This window comes from Alicyclobacillus dauci (assembly GCF_026651605.1).
GTDB lineage: Bacteria > Bacillota > Bacilli > Alicyclobacillales > Alicyclobacillaceae > Alicyclobacillus > Alicyclobacillus dauci.
The window spans coordinates 2,545,641-2,567,261 of sequence record NZ_CP104064.1 but is presented as its reverse complement, the minus strand read 5'-3'; the positions used below and the strand labels follow the sequence as shown (position 1 = coordinate 2,567,261).

Genomic DNA, 21,621 nt, shown 5'->3' with positions numbered 1-21,621 from the left:
AAGCGATGAACGTGCATTGGATTCTTCAAAAGAACGTCGACGATGTGGCAACCGCACTCAAACGACTGCCCGCAGGAACCAAGGTGACGCATGCAAACCCCGACTTTGACATCGTGTTGCGCCAAGACATTCCGTTCGCGCACAAGTTCGCCGTTCGCGATATCCCAGCGGGGACTGACGTACACAAGTATGGTCAAGTCATTGGGAGAGCAACGCAAGCGATCTCGGCTGGAGACCATGTTCACGTACACAATCTTGAGAGCCTTCGAGGGCGCGGAGACCTGCAAGGAGGTGAAACGGGCGATGTCAAACGTTCGAGTCTTTCGCCGAAATGACGGAAGCGTAGGCATTCGTAACCACCTGTTCATTTTACCCGCTGTCGTGTGTGCAAATCAGGTGGCCATTGATGTCGCTCGCCGGAACCCAAAGTTCAAATACATTGAGCACCAGCACGGATGTGCGCAAATTGGAGCGGACCTGATTCAGACCCAACGGGTCTTTTCCAACTTGGCGATTCATCCAAATGCGTATGCGAGTTTGTTTGTCGGCCTCGGATGTGAAGGGATCATCGCCAAAAATTTATACGAAGACACCAAAGCACGTACGGAAAAGCCGCTTGGTTTTGTCAGTATCCAGGGTTCGGGGGGAACCTTGAAGGCGCAGTCCAAGGTGGAAATGTGGCTGGCGGACAGAGAAGATGAGGTGCCGCATGTCCCTCAAACAGAGGTGGACTGGGGGGAAATCCGTATTGGGCTTCTGATGGACCAACCGTTCCTAGAGAACGAGTCCAGGCAAGTTCACCGTGTGATCGACAGCCTGCTGGAGACGGGGGTTAGCCTTGTCCTGTCGAGTGATGCCGAACGCTACGTACCTCACTCCTTTGCGCACGTCAATCACATCGATCACGGCGACATAGCCAGGGACCAGTTGAGTTTAATGCGTGCCGGATCGAACGGACTGGAGACGGCAACGGGACTGACGGCATCCGGTGCTCACCTGATTGTTCATTTGGCGAGCGAGCCGCACGCGTTTGGCACGCCTCTGCTACCCGTTGTTCGATTCTCTCTCAGCGAGGCATCGTTCGGCGCATGTCCGGACGATTTTGATGGCCGATTATTGACGGATGCGGATGTGTTTGACCTCATCAACGAGACTAGGGAAGTCATTGAAGGCAAGCCAGCCGTTGCAGAATCACTCGGGATGGATGATTTTGCACTGTATCGCATTGGGCCAACAGTATGAACTTGCAGGCGCACGGATGACGTGCGCCTGATTCATTCTCATCGAAAGGTGCTAGCAAAGAAGAAGACTGCATGTACTAACATAGAGACCGTTCTTTCGCAGGGGAGGGATTATGGCGATGAAAAGCATTATCTGCCGGGTCCACGTTTATTACCCATAGAGCCACGCTTGACAGCGTTGTCGACACGTTTGAGGGTTGGACGGATCCCAAGTCGAACGTCATGAAAGCGATGATCGAAATCTAGCACAGGCATGGACAGGGAGGAATTGGCCTTGGAAGTGGCATGGAACAAGTACCATCAGCTCTTGGAACGGCTGGAAACATTGCAATCTGTTGTTGTCGCGTTTTCAGGCGGCGTGGACAGCACGTTTCTGTTGAGAGCTGCCGTAACTGCGCTGGGCATTGACAATGTGCTCGCCGTGACAGCCGACTCCGAGACGTACCCTGAACGTGAGCGAGATGCGGCTATCGCCCTAGCCGAAGAAATGGGCGCGAAGCATGTTGCCCTGAAGACGAGTGAACTAAACATCCCGGGCTATGCAGAAAATCCTGTAAATCGTTGTTATTTCTGCAAGAACGAGTTGTTCTCCCACCTCATCCCCATCGCAGATGAGTATGCTCTCAATCAAGTTGTGTTCGGTGCCATCGCGGATGATTTAGGAGATCATCGTCCTGGTTTGCAAGCTGCAAAGGAGCGCGGTGTGCTTGCGCCTCTGCAGGACGTCATGCTCTATAAACGCGAGATCAGGTACCTGTCCAAAGAATTAGGTTTACGCACGTGGGACAAACCGTCCTTGGCTTGTTTGTCATCGCGTATCCCGTACGGAGAGATCATCACTGAAAGAAAACTGAATATGGTAGATCAGGCTGAATTTTTCCTAACACAACTAGGGTTGCGCCAGGTGCGTGTGCGACACCACGACTCCCTAGCGCGGATTGAAGTACCTCGTGAACACATCGTCGAAGTCGCTCAAATGGCGGATATGATCACGACGAAATTGGTGGAGATAGGATACCGGTACGTCGCACTAGATTTGGCCGGCTACCGAACGGGCAGCTTGAATGAAGTGTTAGACGGACGATCCACCGCAAATTCCAACGGACACAGTTTGGTCTGACGAGGAGTCGCAGTCGAATGAAAGATTACCGAGCGATTTTAGAGGCAGTGCAGGATGGTCGGATGAGTGTGAATGAAGGTTTGGAAGACTTGCGGCGCCTCGATGTAGAAGATTTGGGATTTGCCCAGCTAGATCATCATCGAGCTTTGCGACAAGGGTTCCCAGAAGTGGTCTACTGTGAAGGAAAGACACCAGAGCAGTCGGCACAAATTCTTCTGCGCCTCATGAGAAATGGACACGGGCCAGTTTTGGGTACCAGGGCAAGCGAACAGGTTTTCGAGCTTGTGCGGGCCGAGGCATCCGAGTTTGAGTACGATCCCCTGTCTAGAACGATTGTCTTTCGGCGAGGGATTGGGGCTCTCAGTGGAAACGTAACGGTTGTATGTGCCGGTACTTCCGACTTACCTGTATCGGAGGAGGCTGCAGTCACCGCAGAGCTCATGGGCGCTCACGTCACCCGCATTCAAGATGTTGGCGTTGCCGGAATACAGCGCCTGTTCAAGCACCTGGATGCCCTTTGTGAAGCACGGGTTCTGGTCGTGGTTGCAGGTATGGAAGGTGCACTTGTCAGTGTCGTGGCGGGGCTTGTTGACCAACCCGTTATCGCCGTCCCAACAAGTGTCGGGTACGGTGCCAACTTCTCTGGCGTGACGCCTTTGTTGTCGATGTTGAACTCCTGTTCGTCGGGTGTCGGCGTGGTGAACATAGACAACGGATTTGGAGCGGGGTACTTAGCGGGGATGATCAATCGAATGGGGATGTCGCAATGACGGTGGCCTATATCGAGTGTCAAGCAGGAGCGAGCGGCGACATGTTTCTCGGGGCTTGGTTGGACTTGGGCATAGATGCAAGAGAATGGACAAATCTTCTCGGCAAACTATCCGTGTCGGAGTACGACCTATCATGGCGTACAGTGTACAAAAACGGCATGCGTGCAACGAAGGTCGATGTCATGCTCGAAGAGACTGTACACGCCAGCACACACGAGCTCGGACAAAAACTAGATTCCCACCACCACGTTCATGGCGGCAGACACGCACATCGTCATTTGCCTGATATCTACAATATTTTAGAAGCAAGCCAATTACCGGAACCAGTTCTCGCGAAGAGCAAAGAGGCGTTTCGGCTCCTGGCTGAAGCAGAGGGGAGAGTCCACGGAGTACCCGCAAACGAGGTCCACTTTCATGAGGTTGGTGCAGTGGACGCCATTGTCGATATCGTTGGTTCCATATTGGGCTGGTACTTGGCGGGTATGCCCGAGTGCTACGTTTCCAGTATTGAAGTTGGTGGCGGAACAGTTTGGTGTGACCATGGCCTCATGCTAGTGCCGGCTCCGGCCACTGCAGAGTTACTGCGAGGTTTTCGGACTCACTCGTCTGGCAACTGGGGCGAAACGGTGACACCAACCGGTGCAGCCATTATCAGAACACTGTGTAAATCCGAACGAGTCCAAGGAATCATTGCGGACAAACTCGGGTACGGCGCGGGCACGAAGGACTTCAAGATAGCAAATGTCTTGCGAATTCAGCTAGGGACGAAAAGTGACTGTGATGTGATCACCAACTCGAAAAAATTCGAATCGGTTTGCATACTCGAAACCAATTTGGATGACATGACACCGGAGTTGGCCGGATACGTCGCAGACAAGTTGATGGAACACGGTGCGTTGGATGCTTGGTGGACGGCCATTGTCATGAAGAAGGGAAGACCAGCCATCCAACTACAGGTATTGTGTCATCCTCGTGACAGGAATCTTCTGATTGACCTCATACAGGCGGAAACCACAACGCTGGGTGTTCGAGTCCATGAAACCACAAGAGCCGTTCTTGACCGAAGAATTGATGAAGTCGAGACGAATTTTGGTCGGGTTCGTGTAAAAGTCGCGTACAGCGGCGATATGCTGCGGAATGTTGCCCCCGAATACGAAGACTGTAAGCGTTGCGCCGAAGATCACGGTGTTCCGCTAAAACAGGTCTATCAAGCAACATTGGTTGCATACCACAACAAATTACAGAATTGAAGGCGAAGACGTCATTCTAGTACCTTCTCAGGTCGGCACTTTTAAAGCGAGGAGTGATAGGCAATGAGTATCGTTCGCCAATTAGTCGAGTCTGTTCCACTGCCGAAAATGGTACAAATCCGTCAACGGTTCCTAAGTCCAACTGTCGAAGACATCAATGATGCGGTCAAGAACGCATTTGCTGTTGAAGATTCGAAGATCATGTGGCCAACATCTGGAGAGATCGCCGTTGTTGTAGGAAGTCGGGGTATCTCACAAATCAACGAAGTGGCCAAAGCAGTCGTGTCTGATTTGAAAGCCCGCGGGTATCGGCCGTTCGTCGTTCCTGGTATGGGAAGCCATGGTGGTGCGACAGCGGAGGGGCAAAAAGAAGTACTGGAAAGCCTCGGCGTCACGGAAGAATTCGTTGGTGCGCCCATTCGATCATCCATGGAAGTCATTCAACTCGGCGACCTTCCCAATGGACTTCCCATTTATATGGATAAATACGCGTACGAGGCAGACGGCATTGTCGTCATCAATCGCATCAAACCGCACACGGCGTTTCGAGGTCCTTATGAAAGCGGGATTGTGAAAATGATCGCAATTGGACTGGGAAAACAGAAAGGGGCGGAGTCCTGCCATAAACTAGGATTTGGTCATATGGCGGAACACATCGTTCAAGTCGCTGAGGTGTCAATGTCGACTGGAAAAATCCTGGCTGGTGTCGCTGTCATTGAAAATGCTTACGATCACGTCGCTGAGATTCAAGTCCTCCCTGCCAGCGAAATTCTGGCGCGGGAACCGGGACTGCTGGAACGAGCGAAGCGTTACATGCCTCGAATTCTGGCAGACGAATTTGACGTTTTAGTCGTTGATGAGATCGGTAAAGACATCAGCGGAGACGGTATGGACCCGAATATCACGGGTCGTTATGCAACCCCTTTTGCCACGGGCGGACCGAAGATCACACGAATTTGCGTCCGGCGGCTGACGGAACGCACCCACGGAAACGCAAACGGAATTGGCGTCGCGGATACAACAACAAAACAGGTATTCGAAGCGATTGACTTTGAAAAAACATATCCAAACGCACTCACCTCCACTGTCATCGAGCCAGTAAAAGTTCCCATGGTGCTTGCAAATGACAAGCTTGCCATTCAAGCAGCCATCAAAACGTCCAACGTACTTCGAGACGAGGATGTCCGACTGGTTCATATTCGCACTACACTGGGAATGGATGTCATACGCGTATCGGAGTCGCTGCTGCCTGTTCTCAAACAAAGAGACGACATTGAGATTCTCTCCGACGCGGTAGAGTGGGAGTTTGACGAGACGGGTGCCCTGGAGGCCAGGCTGTGTTGGCAGGAAACCAGCACGACGAACCAGGTCCCGTGAACGTGCGCGGCGGATCGCATAACACAATGAAACCGCAAGGCAGCATCAATGCCTTGCGGTTTCATGTCGATGTCGTTCTTAGCCCTCTTTGCTGGCGTATCCGTAAACCTCAGGCAGAACAAAAATGGCCGCAAGTAGACCGAGAAGCGGGAAGATACATGTAAAGAGTGTCGCGTTTCCCTTGCCAATGGCCGAGAAAAAGGAAGGGAAGAAGAAGATACTCAAGAACCCGGACAACTTCACAAACATGTAGGCAAACCCGCTCGAGGTACCCCGATATCTTGCAGGGGCAACCATCGACGGAATGGTCATGGTGTTCTCAGCATCCCAGTAGTGCCCCCAAAGCATGGCGCCTGCGGCGAACGGCAACAATATCACTTTTCCCGTATAGATGGCTGTTGCGGCCAAGAGTAAGGCCCCAAGGACAATCGAAAACCCAATGATGCTCAGTTTACGTTGACCAATCTTCGGTGTGATAATCGGCCCCACCCACCCAGAAATCAGTGCGACGAGGTACACAGCAAGTGTCAGTAGGTCGGTTTGCATAATACCTGAAACGTGCAGTAAGACGAATAATACCGGCAGGTAGAAAGCAAATGTTGCAAACTCGCCATTCTGCATAAAACCTGCGATCCAGCCAAACAGAGTGGCCCGCCAACGAACCCTGTCTCGCCGTATCTCCCGCAAAAATTCTCGCAACTTTGGACTGGGGATGTCGTAATCCACGTCGGGCAGCATATCCAACGAGTCTCCATACATTTCCCGAGTTACCTCTTTAGCCTGACGAAACTTACCACGTTGAATGAGCCATATAGCGGTTTCAGGTAGGTTGAAGCGGAGAAAAAACAGGATGATAGCGGGTAAGCCCGACAATCCTAAAATGAGTCTCCAGAGCGTGCCGTGTGACATGCCCAACGCTAGAAATAAGAGGACCATGGCAATGGCAACGACTTCTCCGACGGCGAACATAAATTGCCACCGGTTGCCCATTACCTCACGCTTACCGCGTTGCATAAACTCCATAATGTACGTATACCCGTTTGCAATATCGGTACCCAGCGGGATGCCGACAATAAATCGAATCACGACAAGTACCGCCATATTCGGAGCAAATGCTTGAGCAACGCCAAAAATGAAAAACATGATCATCGTGCCCAAGAATACGGCTCGTCTTCCAATCTTGTCAGTGAGCCATCCGCCTGCCAGGGCTCCAATGAGTGCACCGGCTTGAGTTGCCCCAGCTGCCAATCCGAGAACCAGCGAAGACGGATGATAAATGTCCTTGAGGAAAATGAGTACAAATGAGATGGAGTACAAATCCCACGCCTCGATAAAGATTGAAGCGATCATCAGCCAGCCTATTTTGTTTCCATTCGGGCTGTATTTCCCCACCAAGTGCTCGATTGCTTCGGACATTTTAGCGTTCAATCCTGCAACAGCTTCCATAGAAATCCCCCCTTAACAGATGTACGCGCTTTCATTTGTTTCCAGAGATGAGTGCTGAACAACTTACAAGACCAACTGGATTCTAAAACTTGCATGGAAACGTATAACTGTTAACAGTTATATTATTCGTACACCACGAAGATGACGCATTGCTTGTCACGTGAGCGGATTTTTCTGTATCGTCACAGGCAGACAGCGATGGGCCCAACTTTCGTTTTGAATAGCTGTTTCCTAAATCCAGTCGTCAATAGGGAAGATGAACTGAAATGGACCACATTGGTAAGGTGTATCGTACGAGATTAGGCCACGAAATCGCCAAACAGCTTAAGAAGTCGATTCTTTTGGGTGAAATGCCGTCAGGTCAACACTTGTCCGAACCATTGCTGGCAGAGCAATTTGGAACAAGTCGCGGTCCTGTTCGAGATGCGTTGCAAATCGTTATCAGAGAGGGGTTTGCGCAACGCGAACTAAATGGACGCGTCGTCGTGTCTGGCCTCTCACCTCCAGATATATCGGATCTGTTTGACACGCGGCTCCTGTTGGAAGTCCACGCGATCCGAAAGATCTCGCGCACTGGAACCAAACAGGACATTCTGCAATCCATGAGAGATACGCTTGACCAAGCAGCGAGTCAGACCATCAGTGAAAGCGAGTTCTGTGATTTGGACATGACATTTCATGAACTTATCTTGCACTTGGCGGGCAGCAGGTTTTTATCCCAGTCGTGGCAAGGCATACGCGGCATTATTCGAAGCATTTCGGAGGTCACAAACAGGGATAATCCAACAAGTTCAATTCACGAGGAACATCGCCAAATTTTATGCGCGATATGTGATGAGCAATTCGTCACTGCTGAATCGGTCTTGACCACACATATCAAGTTGGGTGAGACAGCAATGATTGCACGCCTGACAGCGCTTCGGAATCGCTCCATAGCGGCTCCATCATTTAATGACCTTACAAATTGACATCGAACACGGTTTGTGACCAATTACATACTTATACGCTTTCGTGAAACACTTTACCCTTGTCGTTCGTCAAATTGATATACGACTGAAGTTACGGATCGATGAGGAGAGAGCCCTATGCAAGGCCGTCAGCAACTATTCATCTTAGGAACTTTAATATTCTTGGGTGTCAGCCAGACAGGTTGTGGTGTAATCAGTCGTTTGACTGGTGTCAGCCTGCCCACATCGTCGACGCGCGGTATCGCGGACACTGGCACTGGCACCAGGGCAGGGGTCTCGATCTCTCCCCTCGCGAACGGAACCAATACGACCGAACAACCGTCGACGAATCAGACGGACACGCCAACACAGCCCGTGTCACCTTACCCATCCTTCGGACTTGACTCGTCTGGACCAGAAGTACTTGCACTCAACGAGCGGCTTGCGGAATTAGGCTATCTTCCGGTCGCAGTCGACGGAGACCAGCAACCGACAATTACCCTATCGAATCTGGACTCTCCACCGCAAGATTCTTTTCACTGGCGTTTTGGGAATGTTCCCCCGGAACTCTCTTCACAGTGGTCGCCGGAGACATATACGCAGATGACGCGGGCGGCTGTGATCGCAGTGGAGCATGCGAATGGTCTACCCATTGACGGCATCGCCGGCCAAGCGGTGTGGAAGGCGATTCTCGGGCCAAGCGCATTGAAAAATCCCAATCCGTACACGTATGTGCTTGTCACGGAGAATCCGGCGCCGGAGAAGCTTCGCGTTTGGCAAGAGGGCAAATGGGTCTACCAGTCCATCGCCAACACTGGCGTATCCGGTGCGCCATCGACCGACGGAACATTTGCGGTCTATGAGCGTTTTCTTTCGCAGACAATGAAGGGCACGAACCCGAATGGGACGAAATACGTCGATCCAGGCGTACCCTATGTCAACTACTATGATGGCAGTGAAGCTATCCATGGTTTTTCACGTGCGTCCTATGGGTTTTCTCAAAGCGTGGGATGCGTCGAACTGCCAGTCAGCAACGCAAAGGTTGTCTGGTCGCTGCTTGACTACGGGACACTGGTGACAGTGGAAGGTAGTTACACGTCTCCGTCCCCAACACCAGCGCAAACAAACAAGCAAGGGAACGGACAGGGGACGAGATCGACTACGACGACGTCACGCACTGGTAACGCTACTGATAACGGTACGAGTCCGTCAAGTCAGTCGAACGGTAACTCCACAAGTCAAAAGACAGGCAGTGGTACGGGCAATAATACTAACAATACTACGACTTACACTGGAAGCAACACTCCAGGTAAATCTGAAGGCAACACTTCAAGCAACAACACGACAAGTAATACCACGGATAATGCCGTAAACAATACAGCAAACGTCACATCGACGCCGATAGGTAACACGATCGGCACGAGTTCCGCCTGATCGGGTGTAAACGATGCCAGGGTGGGAGATGAACGGTGTGGTCGTGAAGTTCGCACCGTCTCTACGGACATATGGGATTCTCAGTCGTTATCCAAGTACATTTCTGGCTCCGTAATAACGAGACGCGTACCAGGGGTTGTTGAGGATATTATGTAGCACGACAACCCCTTGGTTTCGAACGGACGAGGATTCGATGACGTCGCCGTGCCCGATGTACAAAGCTACGTGTGTTACTTGGTTTGAGCGATTGTGTTGATAAGTGTCGGTGAAGAACAGGAGATCTCCTGGCTCAAGTTGAGATTTGGGGATGGCCGTGCCAATGTCTGTTTGTCCACTCGCAGTACGTGGCAGGGAGATGCCGTGGACGCGGAATATGTATTGGATGAAGCCGGAGCAGTCGAAACCAGTTTTTGGGCTCGTGCCTCCCCAGTCGTAATGCAGGCCACGCAACGCGTCAGCCGTATGGAGTATCTTGGCGCGGAGATCTGTATGTGACTTTGCATTGTGGACTATGGAAGCGGGGCTAAGTCTCGCAGCGTGTATCTGGTTAGATGCTGCGAAAACGGTTTTACTCGATGTAAGAAAGATGGCGTTGACGGCCATTACTGTGATGAACATCGAGGACAGTGCAGAACGTATCGTACCTCCTTATAATATTATCTAGAACTTTTCGACAATTTGTGTCAATATATCACGTTTTCGGATGTTATATCAAATCAGAGTCGTGTGAAACTAGAATAGTAGTTCGTTTCGCACGCCGCAGTCACTAAATTTGATGATCGGGGGATAAAGGTGGCAAGTAAATTGACGATGTTGGCAGTGCCGTTGATCTTAACTTCAAGCCTATGTTTAGCGGGGTGTAGTACCAGCCATTCGTCAAATCAGACCATGACCAAGACGTATCACGTTGTTGATTTTCTGAAATACAAGGGGACGTATGTCGGTGACAATAGTGCTGTAGGAAACATACTATCAATGTTACCTGCTCACAATTATATGGCGGGCTTCAGTTTGCAAACCGAACACAAGCCTTATGGAATAACGGTTAATTACACAGAGAATCAGAAATTAGGTCCAGACAATTACTACGACTTTTGGAACAGCAAAAAACCTGATGAACTTTTGGAAAGAAATGCAGCGGCATTGTTTTCTCTTGTACAAAATGTTGATTCTATACAGTTTCATGTACAGGACGTAGGTAATTTCACATACAATCGGGCTGATTTGCAGCAAAAATATGGGGACCTAAGTAGTTTGCTTCATGACCAGTCTTCGTTTAATAACTTCTTAAATGGTTAGGGCACTGGGCGGTGTTGAGAATGAGTTGTTTCATTTGTTATAAGCATGAGGGATTTCATGGCAACCCCTTGATGGGTACATTACGGTGAACATATGACTCCCGGGTTGCCGATTGCGCAGCGACTGGTTGATCAAGATCACTAGAGATGATTCCCAAAAAGGTGGACAGGCTATTGCTTCAACCTATTGATAGCTCATTTTTTGATATGCCCACGCTTGAGCTTGCACGCTCTCTGCTTGGAAAGTTACTTGTGAAGGAGACGAGGGCAGGCATCACTGCAGGATGGATTGTGGAAACAGAGGGTTACATAGGGCCAGCGGATCGCGCGGCTCATAGTTATGGAAATCGACGGACAGCAAGAACGGATGTGATGTTTGGTCCTCCTGGGTACGTGTATACGTACGTCATGCATACACATTGCTTGATTAACGTGGTGAGCGGACCGGTAAATCATCCTGAGGTTGTTTTGATTCGGGCACTTGAACCATTTTGCGGGATTGAGCTGATGTATGCCCGGCGAGGTACGGATAAAAGGAAAGAGGAGCTCACAAATGGCCCTGGAAAACTCACTAAAGCACTCGGCATAGAGAAGGCTGATTATGGACGACCTCTGTTTGCACGGCCTTTGTTTGTAGCTGAAGGGAAGGAAATCGAAAGTGTTTCTGTTGGTAGAAGGATCGGTATAGAGAATAGTGGGGAAGCTCGGGATTATCCGTGGCGGTTTTGGGTGAGCGGCAATCGGTTCGTGTCAAAGACACGACGTCAAGGGGAATGAACTTTAGCAAGTACGACATTTCTATTGATCAGCTATAAGAGAGGGGCTAGCGCGTGTACATACCGAAATCATTCGAGATGAACGATTCGTCAGAGATCGATAGCTTCATCCAAACTCATAGTTTTGGCATGTTGGTAAGTATCTGTGATGAACGACCTGTGGCCACTCATGTTCCTTTCATTTATGATCCGGAGCGACATGTTCTCCTCGGGCACATGGCAAAAGCGAATCCTCAATGGCGGAATATAGACGGCCAAACTGTGCTGGTGACATTTTCTGGTCCGCATGCTTACATTTCTCCTTCGTGGTACGAAGTGTCCGCTTCTGTGCCGACGTGGAACTACGTTGCAGTCCACGTGTATGGTACGTGTGCCGTGATCGAAAATGAGGATGAATTAGCGAGCCTACTCGATAAAACGATACGGTTTTATGAGCCAGATTCCGAATTGTTATCCCAGGCCAACGATCCGTTTTATCGTAACATGATGAAGGCGATTGTCGGTGTTAAGATCCACATTACGAGCGTACAAGGTGCAGCAAAACTCAGCCAGAATAAGCCGTCGGAGGTTCAGCAACGTGTTATCACAAAATTGCGCCAATATGAGGACCATGGGGCTAGAAGCGTAGCCCGACTAATGCAGGCGCGGTTGGATGGTACGACCGGAGGTGGTCATACTGGAGAATGATCAATTGGGGTGTGGGAGTACTTCGATGCAGAATGTCGTGCAAATAAGTGAGGTCACGGAATGCAACGGCGAAGATTTGAACTCTCTCTGCTCATTGTTAATTGCTGTTGTGAGTGATGGGGCATCCATTGGTTTTCTGCCACCGCTCAGTAACGAGGATGCTCGTAAATACTGGCAGGGTGTTATGGCCGCAGGGGTGAAGGTGTGGATCGCCCGATCTCATGGCGAGATTGTTGGAACGGTGCAACTTAATCTCTGTACAACACAAAATGGGGATCATCGGGCGGAAATAGCCAAATTGATGGTTCATCCGCACAAACGGCGATTGGGTATTGCACGACGCTTAATGGTTGCAGCGGAACAGAAGGCTGTTGAATTGAATCGATCTCTCCTTGTTTTGGATATCCGTGTTGGCGATCCGTCGAATGCGTTGTATCGATCATGCGGATTCACTGAAGCCGGCCGGATTCCACACTACGCTAGGTCAGCGGATGGCACGCTGCACGACACCGTGCTACACTACAAGCTGTTAACGTCACCAGAGGTGGCCGTTCCAGAGAATTACGTCCCAATCCAAACTGGAGCGTTTCATCATGTGGAAATCAACGTGTCCAGTCTGCGTACATCGTGCGAATTTTGGGGCTGGCTTCTCGAATTTTTAGGTTATGAATCCTATCAGGAATGGCCCGAAGGACACAGTTGGCGAAAACGAGATGCATATCTTGTACTGGTTCAAACTGATCCCAAGTATACAGGCTCCGGATATCATCGGAAGCGAATCGGGTTAAATCACTTGGCCTTATATGCCGGCTCCCGTAGACAAGTGGACGAGTTGACACGTTTGTTGCGAGACCGGGGTGTGCAGATGTTATATAAGGATCGACATCCATATGCCGGTGGTCCAGACCATTATGCTGTATTCTTCGAAGATCCGGACCGGATTAAAGTGGAAGTCGTGGCACCTTAAGGTAGGTGATTAGCTTGTGAGACTGTGAGCCTTGAAAATCATCGTCTTAGGGACGGCGTATTCACGGCTAGAGCTTGTTCTCGGTTTCAAAAATGAGAATGGCTTGATGTTTCTGATTGTCTGGAGTACCATAAAAACATGTTCAAGAGCCATCGTGCTTATGATATAAAATATTGAGCCGTTCTTTCTGCGCCTCATGTGGAAGCAGAACAGGACGGTTTTCATATTTTAACAGTTGAACAATCACTTGGTGCTCATTGAGCACTCGGAGGGATTTTTTTGACTCAAGGAACGGTAAAATGGTTTAACTCAGAAAAGGGTTTTGGGTTCATTGAAGTTGAAGGCGGGGAAGATGTATTTGTACACTTTAGCGCAATTCAAGGAGATGGCTACAAGTCCCTTAGGGAAGGTCAACGTGTGACGTTTGATATTGTTCAAGGTCCAAAAGGTCCGCAAGCAGCCAACGTTGCATAAGCAAAATGGATTCGTGAGGAACCACCAAATGAAAAGAGTTCGACGTTCTGTTTATCCCCCATTTTGATACAGGTTCGATTCGTTTTGGCTTTAAATCCCCAATCGCGCTTTTCGATTATTTCCCGAAATCAAGACCTTTGGGCTATGTACCCCTTCTGTTTGAAACGAGAGAGGAAGATGGTTATAGGCAGTCACAAAGAACAATCCAGTTGGAAAAGTGACATTGCGCCTTATCAAAGTTCGAATATCAGGAAGAGCCTGTGGCAACTCATCAACACGATCGTGCCGTTTTTTGTGCTGTGGTATTTGGCGTACCTGAGTCTTTCTTTGTCCGTGTGGATTACACTGGCCTTGACCGTTCCGGCATCTGGTCTTTTGGTTCGGATATTTGTCATATTTCATGACTGTTGTCACCATTCCTTCTTCAAAAGCCGTTGGGCCAATGAAATTGTCGGAATGCTTACAGGTTTGCTTACTTTCTTTCCCTATCATCAGTGGAAATACGAACACAGCGTACACCATGCAACAAATGGTAACTTAACTCGCAGAGGCACAGGGGATATTCTCACTCTTACCGTTGATGAGTACTTGGCATTACCCCTGTTTCGCCGAGTCTATTATCGACTGTATCGGAACCCGTTTGTCATGTTCGGACTGGGACCCATTTTGATTCTTTTGATTCTATACCGGTTTAACAGAAAGGGTGCCGGACGAAGAGAGCGCTTGAGCACCCATTTAACAAGTGTGGCTCTTATCGGCATGGTGGGACTGTTTTGCTGGCTGTTAGGTTGGCAGTCGTTTCTTCTGGTTGAAGGACCGATTCTCTATCTTTCAGGAATGGCGGGTATTTGGCTGTTTTACGTCCAACACCAGTTTGAGGACAGTTACTTCGAGAAGACGGAGAATTGGAACTATGTATCTGCAGCCCTTCACGGCAGCTCATTTTATAAATTGCCGAAGATATTGCAATGGATAACAGGGAATATCGGATTTCATCATATTCACCACCTTGGCCCTCGAATTCCCAACTATCATCTACAACGGCTCTACGACGATCATTTGTATCTTCAGGATGTTCCAACAATCGGACTGTTCTCCAGTTTACGTTCACTGCGATACCGTGTTTGGGACGAAGAGAACAAGAAATTCATCGGATTTAAGCACATTGTCGAACTAAAATCTAAGGTGAAGATATAGGATCAGTGTTGATATTCGTCACACGTCCATCGTGTTATGTTTGGGGTCTCAGCTGAAGGAGAATGCATTCTGCGACAGGACTGCTAATTGAGCGTTTTGCAGAATAGCCTTCAGCACCTCAACGAACGCTACATATAGCGTTCTAGAGACATATCATGCGCTATATACATTCGGATTAACTTCGAAAAGATAATTCTGCAAAACCCTCAATTAAATAGCAAACTGTAATACAGGTCAAAAGTTTCTGGCCTGTATTACCGCTTTGAACCATAATGGGTGCTTCGTGTCAGCATGCAACTAAGGAATGTTGCTGGAGGCTAGTGACTTTCACCAACTCGTCTGCTGTCCGTCGACAACAAACGGTTGGCCAAGTCACACCTCTGTCGGTGCTCTCTCTTTCGGTCATCAGATGACTAGTTAAAGCATAACATTTGGTATGATTGGAGCGAGAGGCCCAGATTGACACTTACGTAATATTTTTATAATTATCTCATAAAAGAGCCTCGAGCAATTCCTCCCGAACGGGGGTGTGATTCCAATCCGAAACTCCGTTCTGTATAACAGAACACCGTGGGTCGATGTGTTGTCTCCTTTTGCGCGGCCCATGTGCGACGAGGTAGTTTGTCACTCGAAAGGAGGTAGGACTTTATGTAAGCGTTATCAAATCGTGCGAGGACATTGTTTTTCATGTGAATGGAGGAATGTCATTTGCATTGGAGTCAGTATTATACGCCTGTAGCGCATAGCGTAGGGTGGTCGGCATTGTTAGCCGTCGTTCCAATTCTGTACTTTTTTTGGGCACTCGCAATCAAACGAATGAAGGGCCACACCGCGGCGGTGACGACCGTTATCCTGGCTATTATCGATTCCGTTGTCATTTTTCGCTTTCCGCTTGGTAAATCGATCTCGTCCACTATCTATGGAATGTTTACCGGTCTCTGGCCAATAGGCTGGATTGTCGTTGCTGCGGTATTCTTGTACAAAATTACAGAAAAGACAGGCTATTTTGATATCATTCGTCAAAGCATCTCCAGTCTCACGGAGGACCGTCGTATCCAGGCGCTGCTCATCGCATTCTCATTTGGAGCGTTTCTGGAAGGTGCAGCTGGATTCGGAGCCCCTGTGGCCATCGCAGGCGCCATGCTGGTTGGGCTGGGATTCGAGCCGATCTATGCGGCTGGTATATGTCTCATTGCCGACACAGCACCTGTCGCCTTTGGTGCCATCGGAATTCCCATTACGGCCATGGCCACCTCCACGCACTCAAATGCGATGTTCATCAGTCAGATGGTTGGGCGTCAGTTACCAGTCATGTCACTGATCCTTCCGTTTTGGTTGGTCGTGGTCATGTCGGGTTGGAAAGGCCTTCGCGATGTGTTTCCGGCGGCCCTAACAGCGGGCTTATCCTTCGCAGTTACACAGTATTTGATCTCGAACTTTGTCGGGCCGGAACTGCCCGATATTCTAGCATCGCTGGTTTCCCTCATTGCCGTGGTCATTCTCCTTCGATTCTGGCAACCTAAGCATATTTTTCGCTTTCCTGGAGAGCAGGAGAGCAGTCGATCCCAAATGGCCGCATCCCTCGAGCCGGGTTTGGCTGGTAACAAGCCAAATCTCACTGGCGGCAAGGTATTTCGCGCGTGGTCGCCGTTTCTTGTCTTGACGGTCGTCATTATCATCTGGACATTGGACCCGGTGAAAAAACTGCTTGCTCACGCCACCATTACGTTTAATTGGCCCGATCTCGACAAAGCAATCCTAAAGGTCGCCCCCATTGCGGCCAAACCAACGGCGCTGACGGCAAGTTTCAAATTTGACATTTTGGGTGCCACAGGCACCGCCATCCTCATCGCTGCGTTCATCACGATGTTCATCTGTCGTCAATCGTTTAGGGGTTGGCTTGCTACGCTTGGCAGAACACTCTATGAGTTGCGCTATCCGATGTTGACCATCGCTTGTGTCGTGGGCTTTGGTCAATTGATGAACTACTCCGGGATGTCCGCGACAATGGCGATGGCGCTCGCCGCAACGGGCGTTCTCTTTCCGTTCTTTGCGCCTTTGCTGGGCTGGATCGGCGTCTTTCTCACAGGTAGTGACACGTCGTCGAATCTCCTGTTTGGAAGCCTGCAGCAGTTGACTGCGCAACAGCTTCACTTAAGCCCGTACCTGACCATGGGTGCAAACTCGTCAGGCGGTGTCATGGGCAAAATGATTTCTCCGCAATCCATTGCGGTCGGCACATCTGCGACGGGATTGGTCGGTCAGGAAGGCAATCTATATCGCTTTACCATTAAGCACAGTCTCTGGTTTCTCCTAATCGTTTGTATCATCACAACGCTACAAGCCTATGTGTTCCCGGGGATGATCCCGAGTTAACCAGCCTGTCCAGAAGAGGCAAGGGGTTGTGCGACCCTTGCCTTTTGACTCCCCAAGAGAAGGAGGTTACAAAGTGGCGGACCAACGTGTTCAAGATTCGTCTTCAGTCATCGCAAGGGAACTGTCCTCTCTGGTTGGTGCCCAGTTTGTCAACATCGAGCCAAACGCATATGAAACCCTGGACGGGCGGCCGAACGAAGTTGTCGTTGTGGAACCCAATTCAGAAGATGAAGTTGCTCGCATCCTTCAATTAGCCCATGCCAGCGGGTGGACTGTAAGTCCTACTGGTGCTGGGACACAGACGGGGTTTGGAAACGTGCCCAATTCAGTCCAACTCGTTGTGAAATCGACACGTATGAATGGGATTCTAGAATACTCCCCGTCCGATCTCGTCGTCACCACGCAACCCGGCACACCCCTTTGCGAACTCCAGCAAGTGCTGCGCCAGCATGGACAAATGTTCCCAATTGACCCCGTGTGTCAACCGAACGCAACGGTAGGCGGAATCCTTGAAACGGGTGTCACAGGTCCACTCCGGACGATGTACGGCACACTCCGCGACCTGACGATTGGTCTTCGATCCGTATATCCGAATGGAGAAGTGGTTAAAGCGGGCGGGAAGGTCGTGAAAAATGTCGCGGGTTACGATATGACGAAGCTGTTTATCGGCTCGTTGGGAACGCTTGTGTTCGTTACCGAAGTCACGGTGAAATTGCGGCCTTTGCCTGTCCATACCGAGCTGTGTCTGCTTGCGGGATCCGCAGACCAAGTCGGCCGAGTAACAGCGCAGATTATCGATTCGCACCTCATTCCGAGTCGCATGGAAGCACTGCATGGCGCATACGAGGGGCTGGGGGATGTCGGAAGATGGGCGCTGGCTGTGGAGAGCCATGAGAACCCTACGGCAGCAGCGTACCAGTCATCTGCATTAAAGCGACTTGCAGATGAGAACGGCCTCACGTATCAGGTGCTTCAAGGAAACGATGCAGAGGAATTCTGGCAAAGCTACCGGTCAACAGCCGCTGCAACCGACCTCTGTGTCCGTTACTCGGTGCCTCCGAATCGTGCGCTTGCGCTGTCAAACGAAGCACTGTCATTCTTGCCCGGAACCTCCAAGAATGCGTACTTTTCAGTGACGCCTGCAGCGGGCGTGGCCCGTGTCTTCGCATCCGGAATGTCGGTGGAAGACGAGGTAATCTTCGTCACGAACCTACGAACGGTGGTCGCTCGATACGGTGGCACGGTCGTGATCGAAAATGGATCAGTTGGACTTCGACAACGAGTGGATGCATTCGGTGCCGCGGGATCCGGATTCGTCATTCACCAGCGGATCAAGGAAGCGATTGACCCACAACACATCATGAATCCGGGTCGATTTTTGGGAGGGATATGATCGTGGCCGAGATACAACTTGACGACCAGGCGTCACCGGCATGTCAGAGCGCTTTTCAATGGCCCGACGCACCGGAAGAAGACAAGTACTCCGTGTGTGTACACTGCGGCTTTTGTCTCGAAGTTTGCCCCACCTACCAACAACTTGGCGATGAGAACGAGTCCCCCCGCGGGCGCGTGTACCTCATTAAGGCGGCTTCTGAAGGTCGGTTGTCCCTTGACGAATCCGTCATCGATCCGGTTTTCAACTGTCTTGATTGCCGCGCCTGCGAGACCGTTTGTCCGTCGGGCGTAGAGGTAGGTATTCTAATTGAAGAGGCGCGCGGGCAGGTATTCCACGCCGAACCGGCAACCGGAATTCAAGGATTTACGCAGAGGTTGTTTCTAAGGGGAATTTTCCCCCATCCGAAACGACTGCGTAAAGTCGGAAAGCTCTTGCGTTTCTATCAAAAATCAGGCATGCGTTCGCTCGTGCGCGGGACTGGATTGATGAGAATCATGCCGAAACACTTACAGGAGATGGAGGCCATTATGCCATCCATTCCCGCGGAAAATGCGTTACAAGGCCTACCGGAGCGAATTCCGGTCAAGCGCGGTCCAAAGAAGGCGACGGCTGCGCTGTTTACAGGATGCGTGATGGATGTCATGTTCTCGGACGTCAACATGGCGACCGCGCGGGTTGCGGGCCGCAACGGTCTCGAGGTTGTCGTGCCGAAACAGCAACTTTGTTGTGGTGCGTTGCAGGTGCACGCGGGTGATCGGGATCAGGCACGGGAGATGGCCCGACAAAACATCGATGTATTTCTAGAGTCTGGCGCGGACTACATCATCATCAATGCGGCGGGCTGTGGTGCGGCACTCAAAGAATACGCAGAATTGTTCCACGATGGTCCGGTGTATTTGGAGAAAGCCAAGCAATTTTCCAGCAAGGTCCGGGACATCTCGGAACTCCTTGTAGAAGTGGGTTACGAGCCACCGAACGGGCGGGTGGATCGAACCATTACCTATCACGACGCTTGTCATCTCTGCCACGCTCAGAAAATACGCCAGCAGCCTCGGGAATTGCTGAGATCGATCCCAGGACTCACACTCGTCGAAATGACCGATTCCGATCGCTGCTGCGGCAGCGCAGGCATTTACAATTTGACGCATCCGGACATGGCTGGCCAACTGCTTGAACGCAAAATGGACGATATTCCGACAGGTGTTGATGCGATCGCCATGGGCAATCCAGGCTGCATGATGCAGATCATGGTCGGTGTGCATCGCCGTAAGACAGATTTGGAGGTTCTGCACACTGTCGAATTGCTCGATGAATCGTACCAGCGGGAGGAAAGGATGTCATGACCCACGACGAACTGATTATGGCCCTGGAGAACATCCTTGGACAACAGCGCGTTCTTCATAGAGAACATCAGTTGCTTGCGTACGAGTGCGACGGCTACGTTGCACAGAAGGCGCGGCCTCGCGCCGTGGTGTTTCCGGAGACGACCGACGAGGTGGCAAGTATCGTAAAACTCCTTCACGAACACAAAATTCCATTTTTGCCCCGTGGGGCTGGGACTGGGTTGAGCGGCGGCGCGACGGCGCTCAACGGCGAAGTGATCATCAGTTTGGTGAAGATGGATAAGTTCCTATCTGTCGACTATGAGAACATGCGGGCGGTGGTCCAACCGGGGCATATCAACCTCCAGCTTACGCGCAAGATCGCGCCTCAAAACTGGTATTACGCGCCGGATCCATCGAGTCAATCCGCGTGTACCATCGGTGGCAATCTGGCTGAGAACGCGGGCGGCTCACACTGCTTGAAGTACGGGGTAACAACCAACCACATTGTTGCGGCGGAAGTGGTTCTGCCGACGGGCGAGATCGTGAACGTTGGATCCCCTTTCGGCGATGCGCTGGGCTACGATGTGCTCGGACTGATCGTTGGCTCGGAAGGTACAATGGGGATCGCGACCGCCATCACGGTTCGCATTCTCCAGAAGCCGGAAGCAGTCAAGACCATCATGGCCATGTATGACAACGTCTCGGATGCATCCGACACGGTCAGCGACGTGATTGCTGCGGGCATCATCCCGGCCGCCATGGAGATGATGGACCAACTTGCGATGCAGGCCGTCGACAAGAGCAACTACCATGTCGGCTACCCGACTGATATCGACGCCGTACTGCTCATTGAAGTGGACGGACTTCGCGCTGGTGTGGAGGAATCGGCGGAGCTGATCGTCGAAATCTGCAGAAAACACAATGTGCGGAGCGTTCAGGTGGCGGGCTCAGATGCCGAGCGATCGCTGTGGTGGAGCAGCCGCAAAATGGCCTTTGGTGCCATGGGACGGATTTCACCGGACTATATCGTGCAGGATGGGGTTATCCCCAGAACCAGGCTCACGGAGGTGTTGACTCGTATTTCAGAGATCAGTCGCGAGTCAGGGTTGCGGATCGCCAATGTGTTCCATGCTGGCGATGGGAACCTACATCCGCTCATCTGCTACGATTCGCGTGTGCCCGGCGAGACTGAGCGCGCCGTCGCGGCTGGGTCAGCCATTCTCAAAGTGTGCGCAGATGTCGGCGGCAGCATTACAGGGGAACACGGCGTGGGTGTCGAAAAAATTGAAGAAATGCGCTTCGTATTTTCCGACGCGGACTTGTCAGCACAAATTCAGATTCGCAGTGTCTTTAACCCGCTGGACCTGTGCAACTCGGGAAAACTCATTCCCAAGCCGGGCCGGTGTGCGGAGGTTCGGCAAGCGAAGCGGATCATTGAGCAACATGCAGAGATTTTTGATGGATTCCAGGAACAGACGATGATCGCGTCCCCTGGTAAGTAGCAGGGGAAACTGGGCCATTTGACGGGCAGGAGGCCTGT

20 protein-coding genes and 1 pseudogene are annotated in these 21,621 nt (G+C 50.9%); 19 read left to right on the top strand and 2 right to left on the bottom strand.

Annotated elements, in window-relative coordinates; all coding sequences use genetic code 11:
- Positions 1-5: 5 nt before the first annotated feature.
- The 6 genes from NZD86_RS13065 to NZD86_RS13040 all read left to right on the top strand — a co-directional run bounded on the left by NZD86_RS13065 (position 6) and on the right by NZD86_RS13040 (position 5,758).
- Positions 6-335, top strand: a complete 330-nt coding sequence (locus NZD86_RS13065) for a UxaA family hydrolase (protein ID WP_268042288.1) — start codon at positions 6-8, stop codon at positions 333-335.
- On the top strand, positions 304-1,242 hold the full coding sequence (locus tag NZD86_RS13060) for a UxaA family hydrolase (RefSeq protein WP_268042286.1): 939 nt from the start codon (positions 304-306) through the stop codon (positions 1,240-1,242). Before NZD86_RS13065 ends, NZD86_RS13060 begins: the two co-directional genes overlap by 32 nt.
- Before the next feature lie 252 nt (positions 1,243-1,494).
- Positions 1,495-2,361 (top strand): ATP-dependent sacrificial sulfur transferase LarE, encoded by an 867-nt coding sequence (larE, locus tag NZD86_RS13055; RefSeq protein ID WP_268042284.1) that lies wholly within the window; start codon positions 1,495-1,497, stop codon positions 2,359-2,361.
- Positions 2,362-2,378: 17 nt separating this feature from the next.
- Positions 2,379-3,131, top strand: a complete 753-nt coding sequence (gene larB / locus NZD86_RS13050) for a nickel pincer cofactor biosynthesis protein LarB (RefSeq protein WP_268042282.1) — start codon at positions 2,379-2,381, stop codon at positions 3,129-3,131.
- Complete coding sequence (gene larC / locus NZD86_RS13045; protein WP_268042280.1) at positions 3,128-4,381, top strand: nickel pincer cofactor biosynthesis protein LarC; 1,254 nt, start codon at positions 3,128-3,130, stop codon at positions 4,379-4,381. The genes larB and larC overlap by 4 nt, the downstream gene beginning before the upstream one ends.
- A gap of 63 nt (positions 4,382-4,444) precedes the next feature.
- Positions 4,445-5,758 (top strand): nickel pincer cofactor-dependent isomerase, group 22, encoded by a 1,314-nt coding sequence (locus NZD86_RS13040; protein ID WP_268042278.1) that lies wholly within the window; start codon positions 4,445-4,447, stop codon positions 5,756-5,758.
- Between the two features lie 78 nt (positions 5,759-5,836).
- Here the strand turns inward: NZD86_RS13040 and NZD86_RS13035 are convergent, their stop codons facing one another.
- Entirely contained in the window at positions 5,837-7,204 is a 1,368-nt protein-coding gene (locus NZD86_RS13035) for an MFS transporter (RefSeq protein WP_268042276.1), read from the bottom strand.
- Positions 7,205-7,470: 266 nt separating this feature from the next.
- On the opposite strand from NZD86_RS13035, the gene NZD86_RS13030 reads away from it, so the two are divergent.
- A complete protein-coding gene (locus tag NZD86_RS13030) occupies positions 7,471-8,172 on the top strand; it encodes a GntR family transcriptional regulator (protein WP_268042274.1) in 702 nt (233 codons plus the stop codon).
- 117 nt (positions 8,173-8,289) lie between these two features.
- Positions 8,290-9,585, top strand: coding sequence for a L,D-transpeptidase family protein (locus NZD86_RS13025; protein ID WP_268042272.1), 1,296 nt, complete (start codon positions 8,290-8,292; stop codon positions 9,583-9,585).
- Between the two features lie 87 nt (positions 9,586-9,672).
- Here the strand turns inward: NZD86_RS13025 and NZD86_RS13020 are convergent, their stop codons facing one another.
- A complete protein-coding gene (locus NZD86_RS13020) occupies positions 9,673-10,203 on the bottom strand; it encodes a C40 family peptidase (RefSeq protein WP_268042270.1) in 531 nt (176 codons plus the stop codon).
- Positions 10,204-10,395: 192 nt separating this feature from the next.
- On the opposite strand from NZD86_RS13020, the gene NZD86_RS13015 reads away from it, so the two are divergent.
- The 11 genes and pseudogenes from NZD86_RS13015 to NZD86_RS12965 all read left to right on the top strand — a co-directional run bounded on the left by NZD86_RS13015 (position 10,396) and on the right by NZD86_RS12965 (position 21,583).
- The gene (locus NZD86_RS13015; RefSeq protein WP_268046876.1) at positions 10,396-10,884 is read left to right on the top strand and encodes a DUF4825 domain-containing protein; all 489 of its coding nucleotides are present in this window, start codon (positions 10,396-10,398) and stop codon (positions 10,882-10,884) included.
- Between the two features lie 173 nt (positions 10,885-11,057).
- Positions 11,058-11,660 (top strand): DNA-3-methyladenine glycosylase, encoded by a 603-nt coding sequence (locus tag NZD86_RS13010; protein ID WP_407655163.1) that lies wholly within the window; start codon positions 11,058-11,060, stop codon positions 11,658-11,660.
- Positions 11,661-11,713: 53 nt separating this feature from the next.
- Entirely contained in the window at positions 11,714-12,346 is a 633-nt protein-coding gene (locus NZD86_RS13005) for an FMN-binding negative transcriptional regulator (protein ID WP_268042266.1), read from the top strand.
- A pseudogene (locus NZD86_RS13000) lies at positions 12,312-12,797 on the top strand (N-acetyltransferase family protein); the annotation flags it as partial. The gene NZD86_RS13005 and the pseudogene NZD86_RS13000, both read left to right, overlap by 35 nt.
- Positions 12,798-12,917: 120 nt before the next feature.
- Positions 12,918-13,313 (top strand): VOC family protein, encoded by a 396-nt coding sequence (locus NZD86_RS12995; RefSeq protein WP_268046875.1) that lies wholly within the window; start codon positions 12,918-12,920, stop codon positions 13,311-13,313.
- A gap of 279 nt (positions 13,314-13,592) precedes the next feature.
- Complete coding sequence (locus NZD86_RS12990) at positions 13,593-13,787, top strand: cold-shock protein (protein WP_268042264.1); 195 nt, start codon at positions 13,593-13,595, stop codon at positions 13,785-13,787.
- 177 nt (positions 13,788-13,964) lie between these two features.
- A complete protein-coding gene (locus tag NZD86_RS12985; protein ID WP_268042262.1) occupies positions 13,965-14,984 on the top strand; it encodes a Delta(5) desaturase DesA in 1,020 nt (339 codons plus the stop codon).
- Between the two features lie 708 nt (positions 14,985-15,692).
- Positions 15,693-17,360, top strand: coding sequence for an L-lactate permease (locus tag NZD86_RS12980; RefSeq protein ID WP_268042260.1), 1,668 nt, complete (start codon positions 15,693-15,695; stop codon positions 17,358-17,360).
- Between the two features lie 73 nt (positions 17,361-17,433).
- Positions 17,434-18,753, top strand: a complete 1,320-nt coding sequence (locus NZD86_RS12975; RefSeq protein WP_268042258.1) for an FAD-binding oxidoreductase — start codon at positions 17,434-17,436, stop codon at positions 18,751-18,753.
- On the top strand, positions 18,750-20,099 hold the full coding sequence (locus NZD86_RS12970) for a (Fe-S)-binding protein (RefSeq protein WP_268042256.1): 1,350 nt from the start codon (positions 18,750-18,752) through the stop codon (positions 20,097-20,099). The genes NZD86_RS12975 and NZD86_RS12970 overlap by 4 nt, the downstream gene beginning before the upstream one ends.
- Complete coding sequence (locus tag NZD86_RS12965; RefSeq protein WP_268042254.1) at positions 20,096-21,583, top strand: FAD-linked oxidase C-terminal domain-containing protein; 1,488 nt, start codon at positions 20,096-20,098, stop codon at positions 21,581-21,583. The genes NZD86_RS12970 and NZD86_RS12965 overlap by 4 nt, the downstream gene beginning before the upstream one ends.
- Positions 21,584-21,621: the final 38 nt, after the last annotated feature.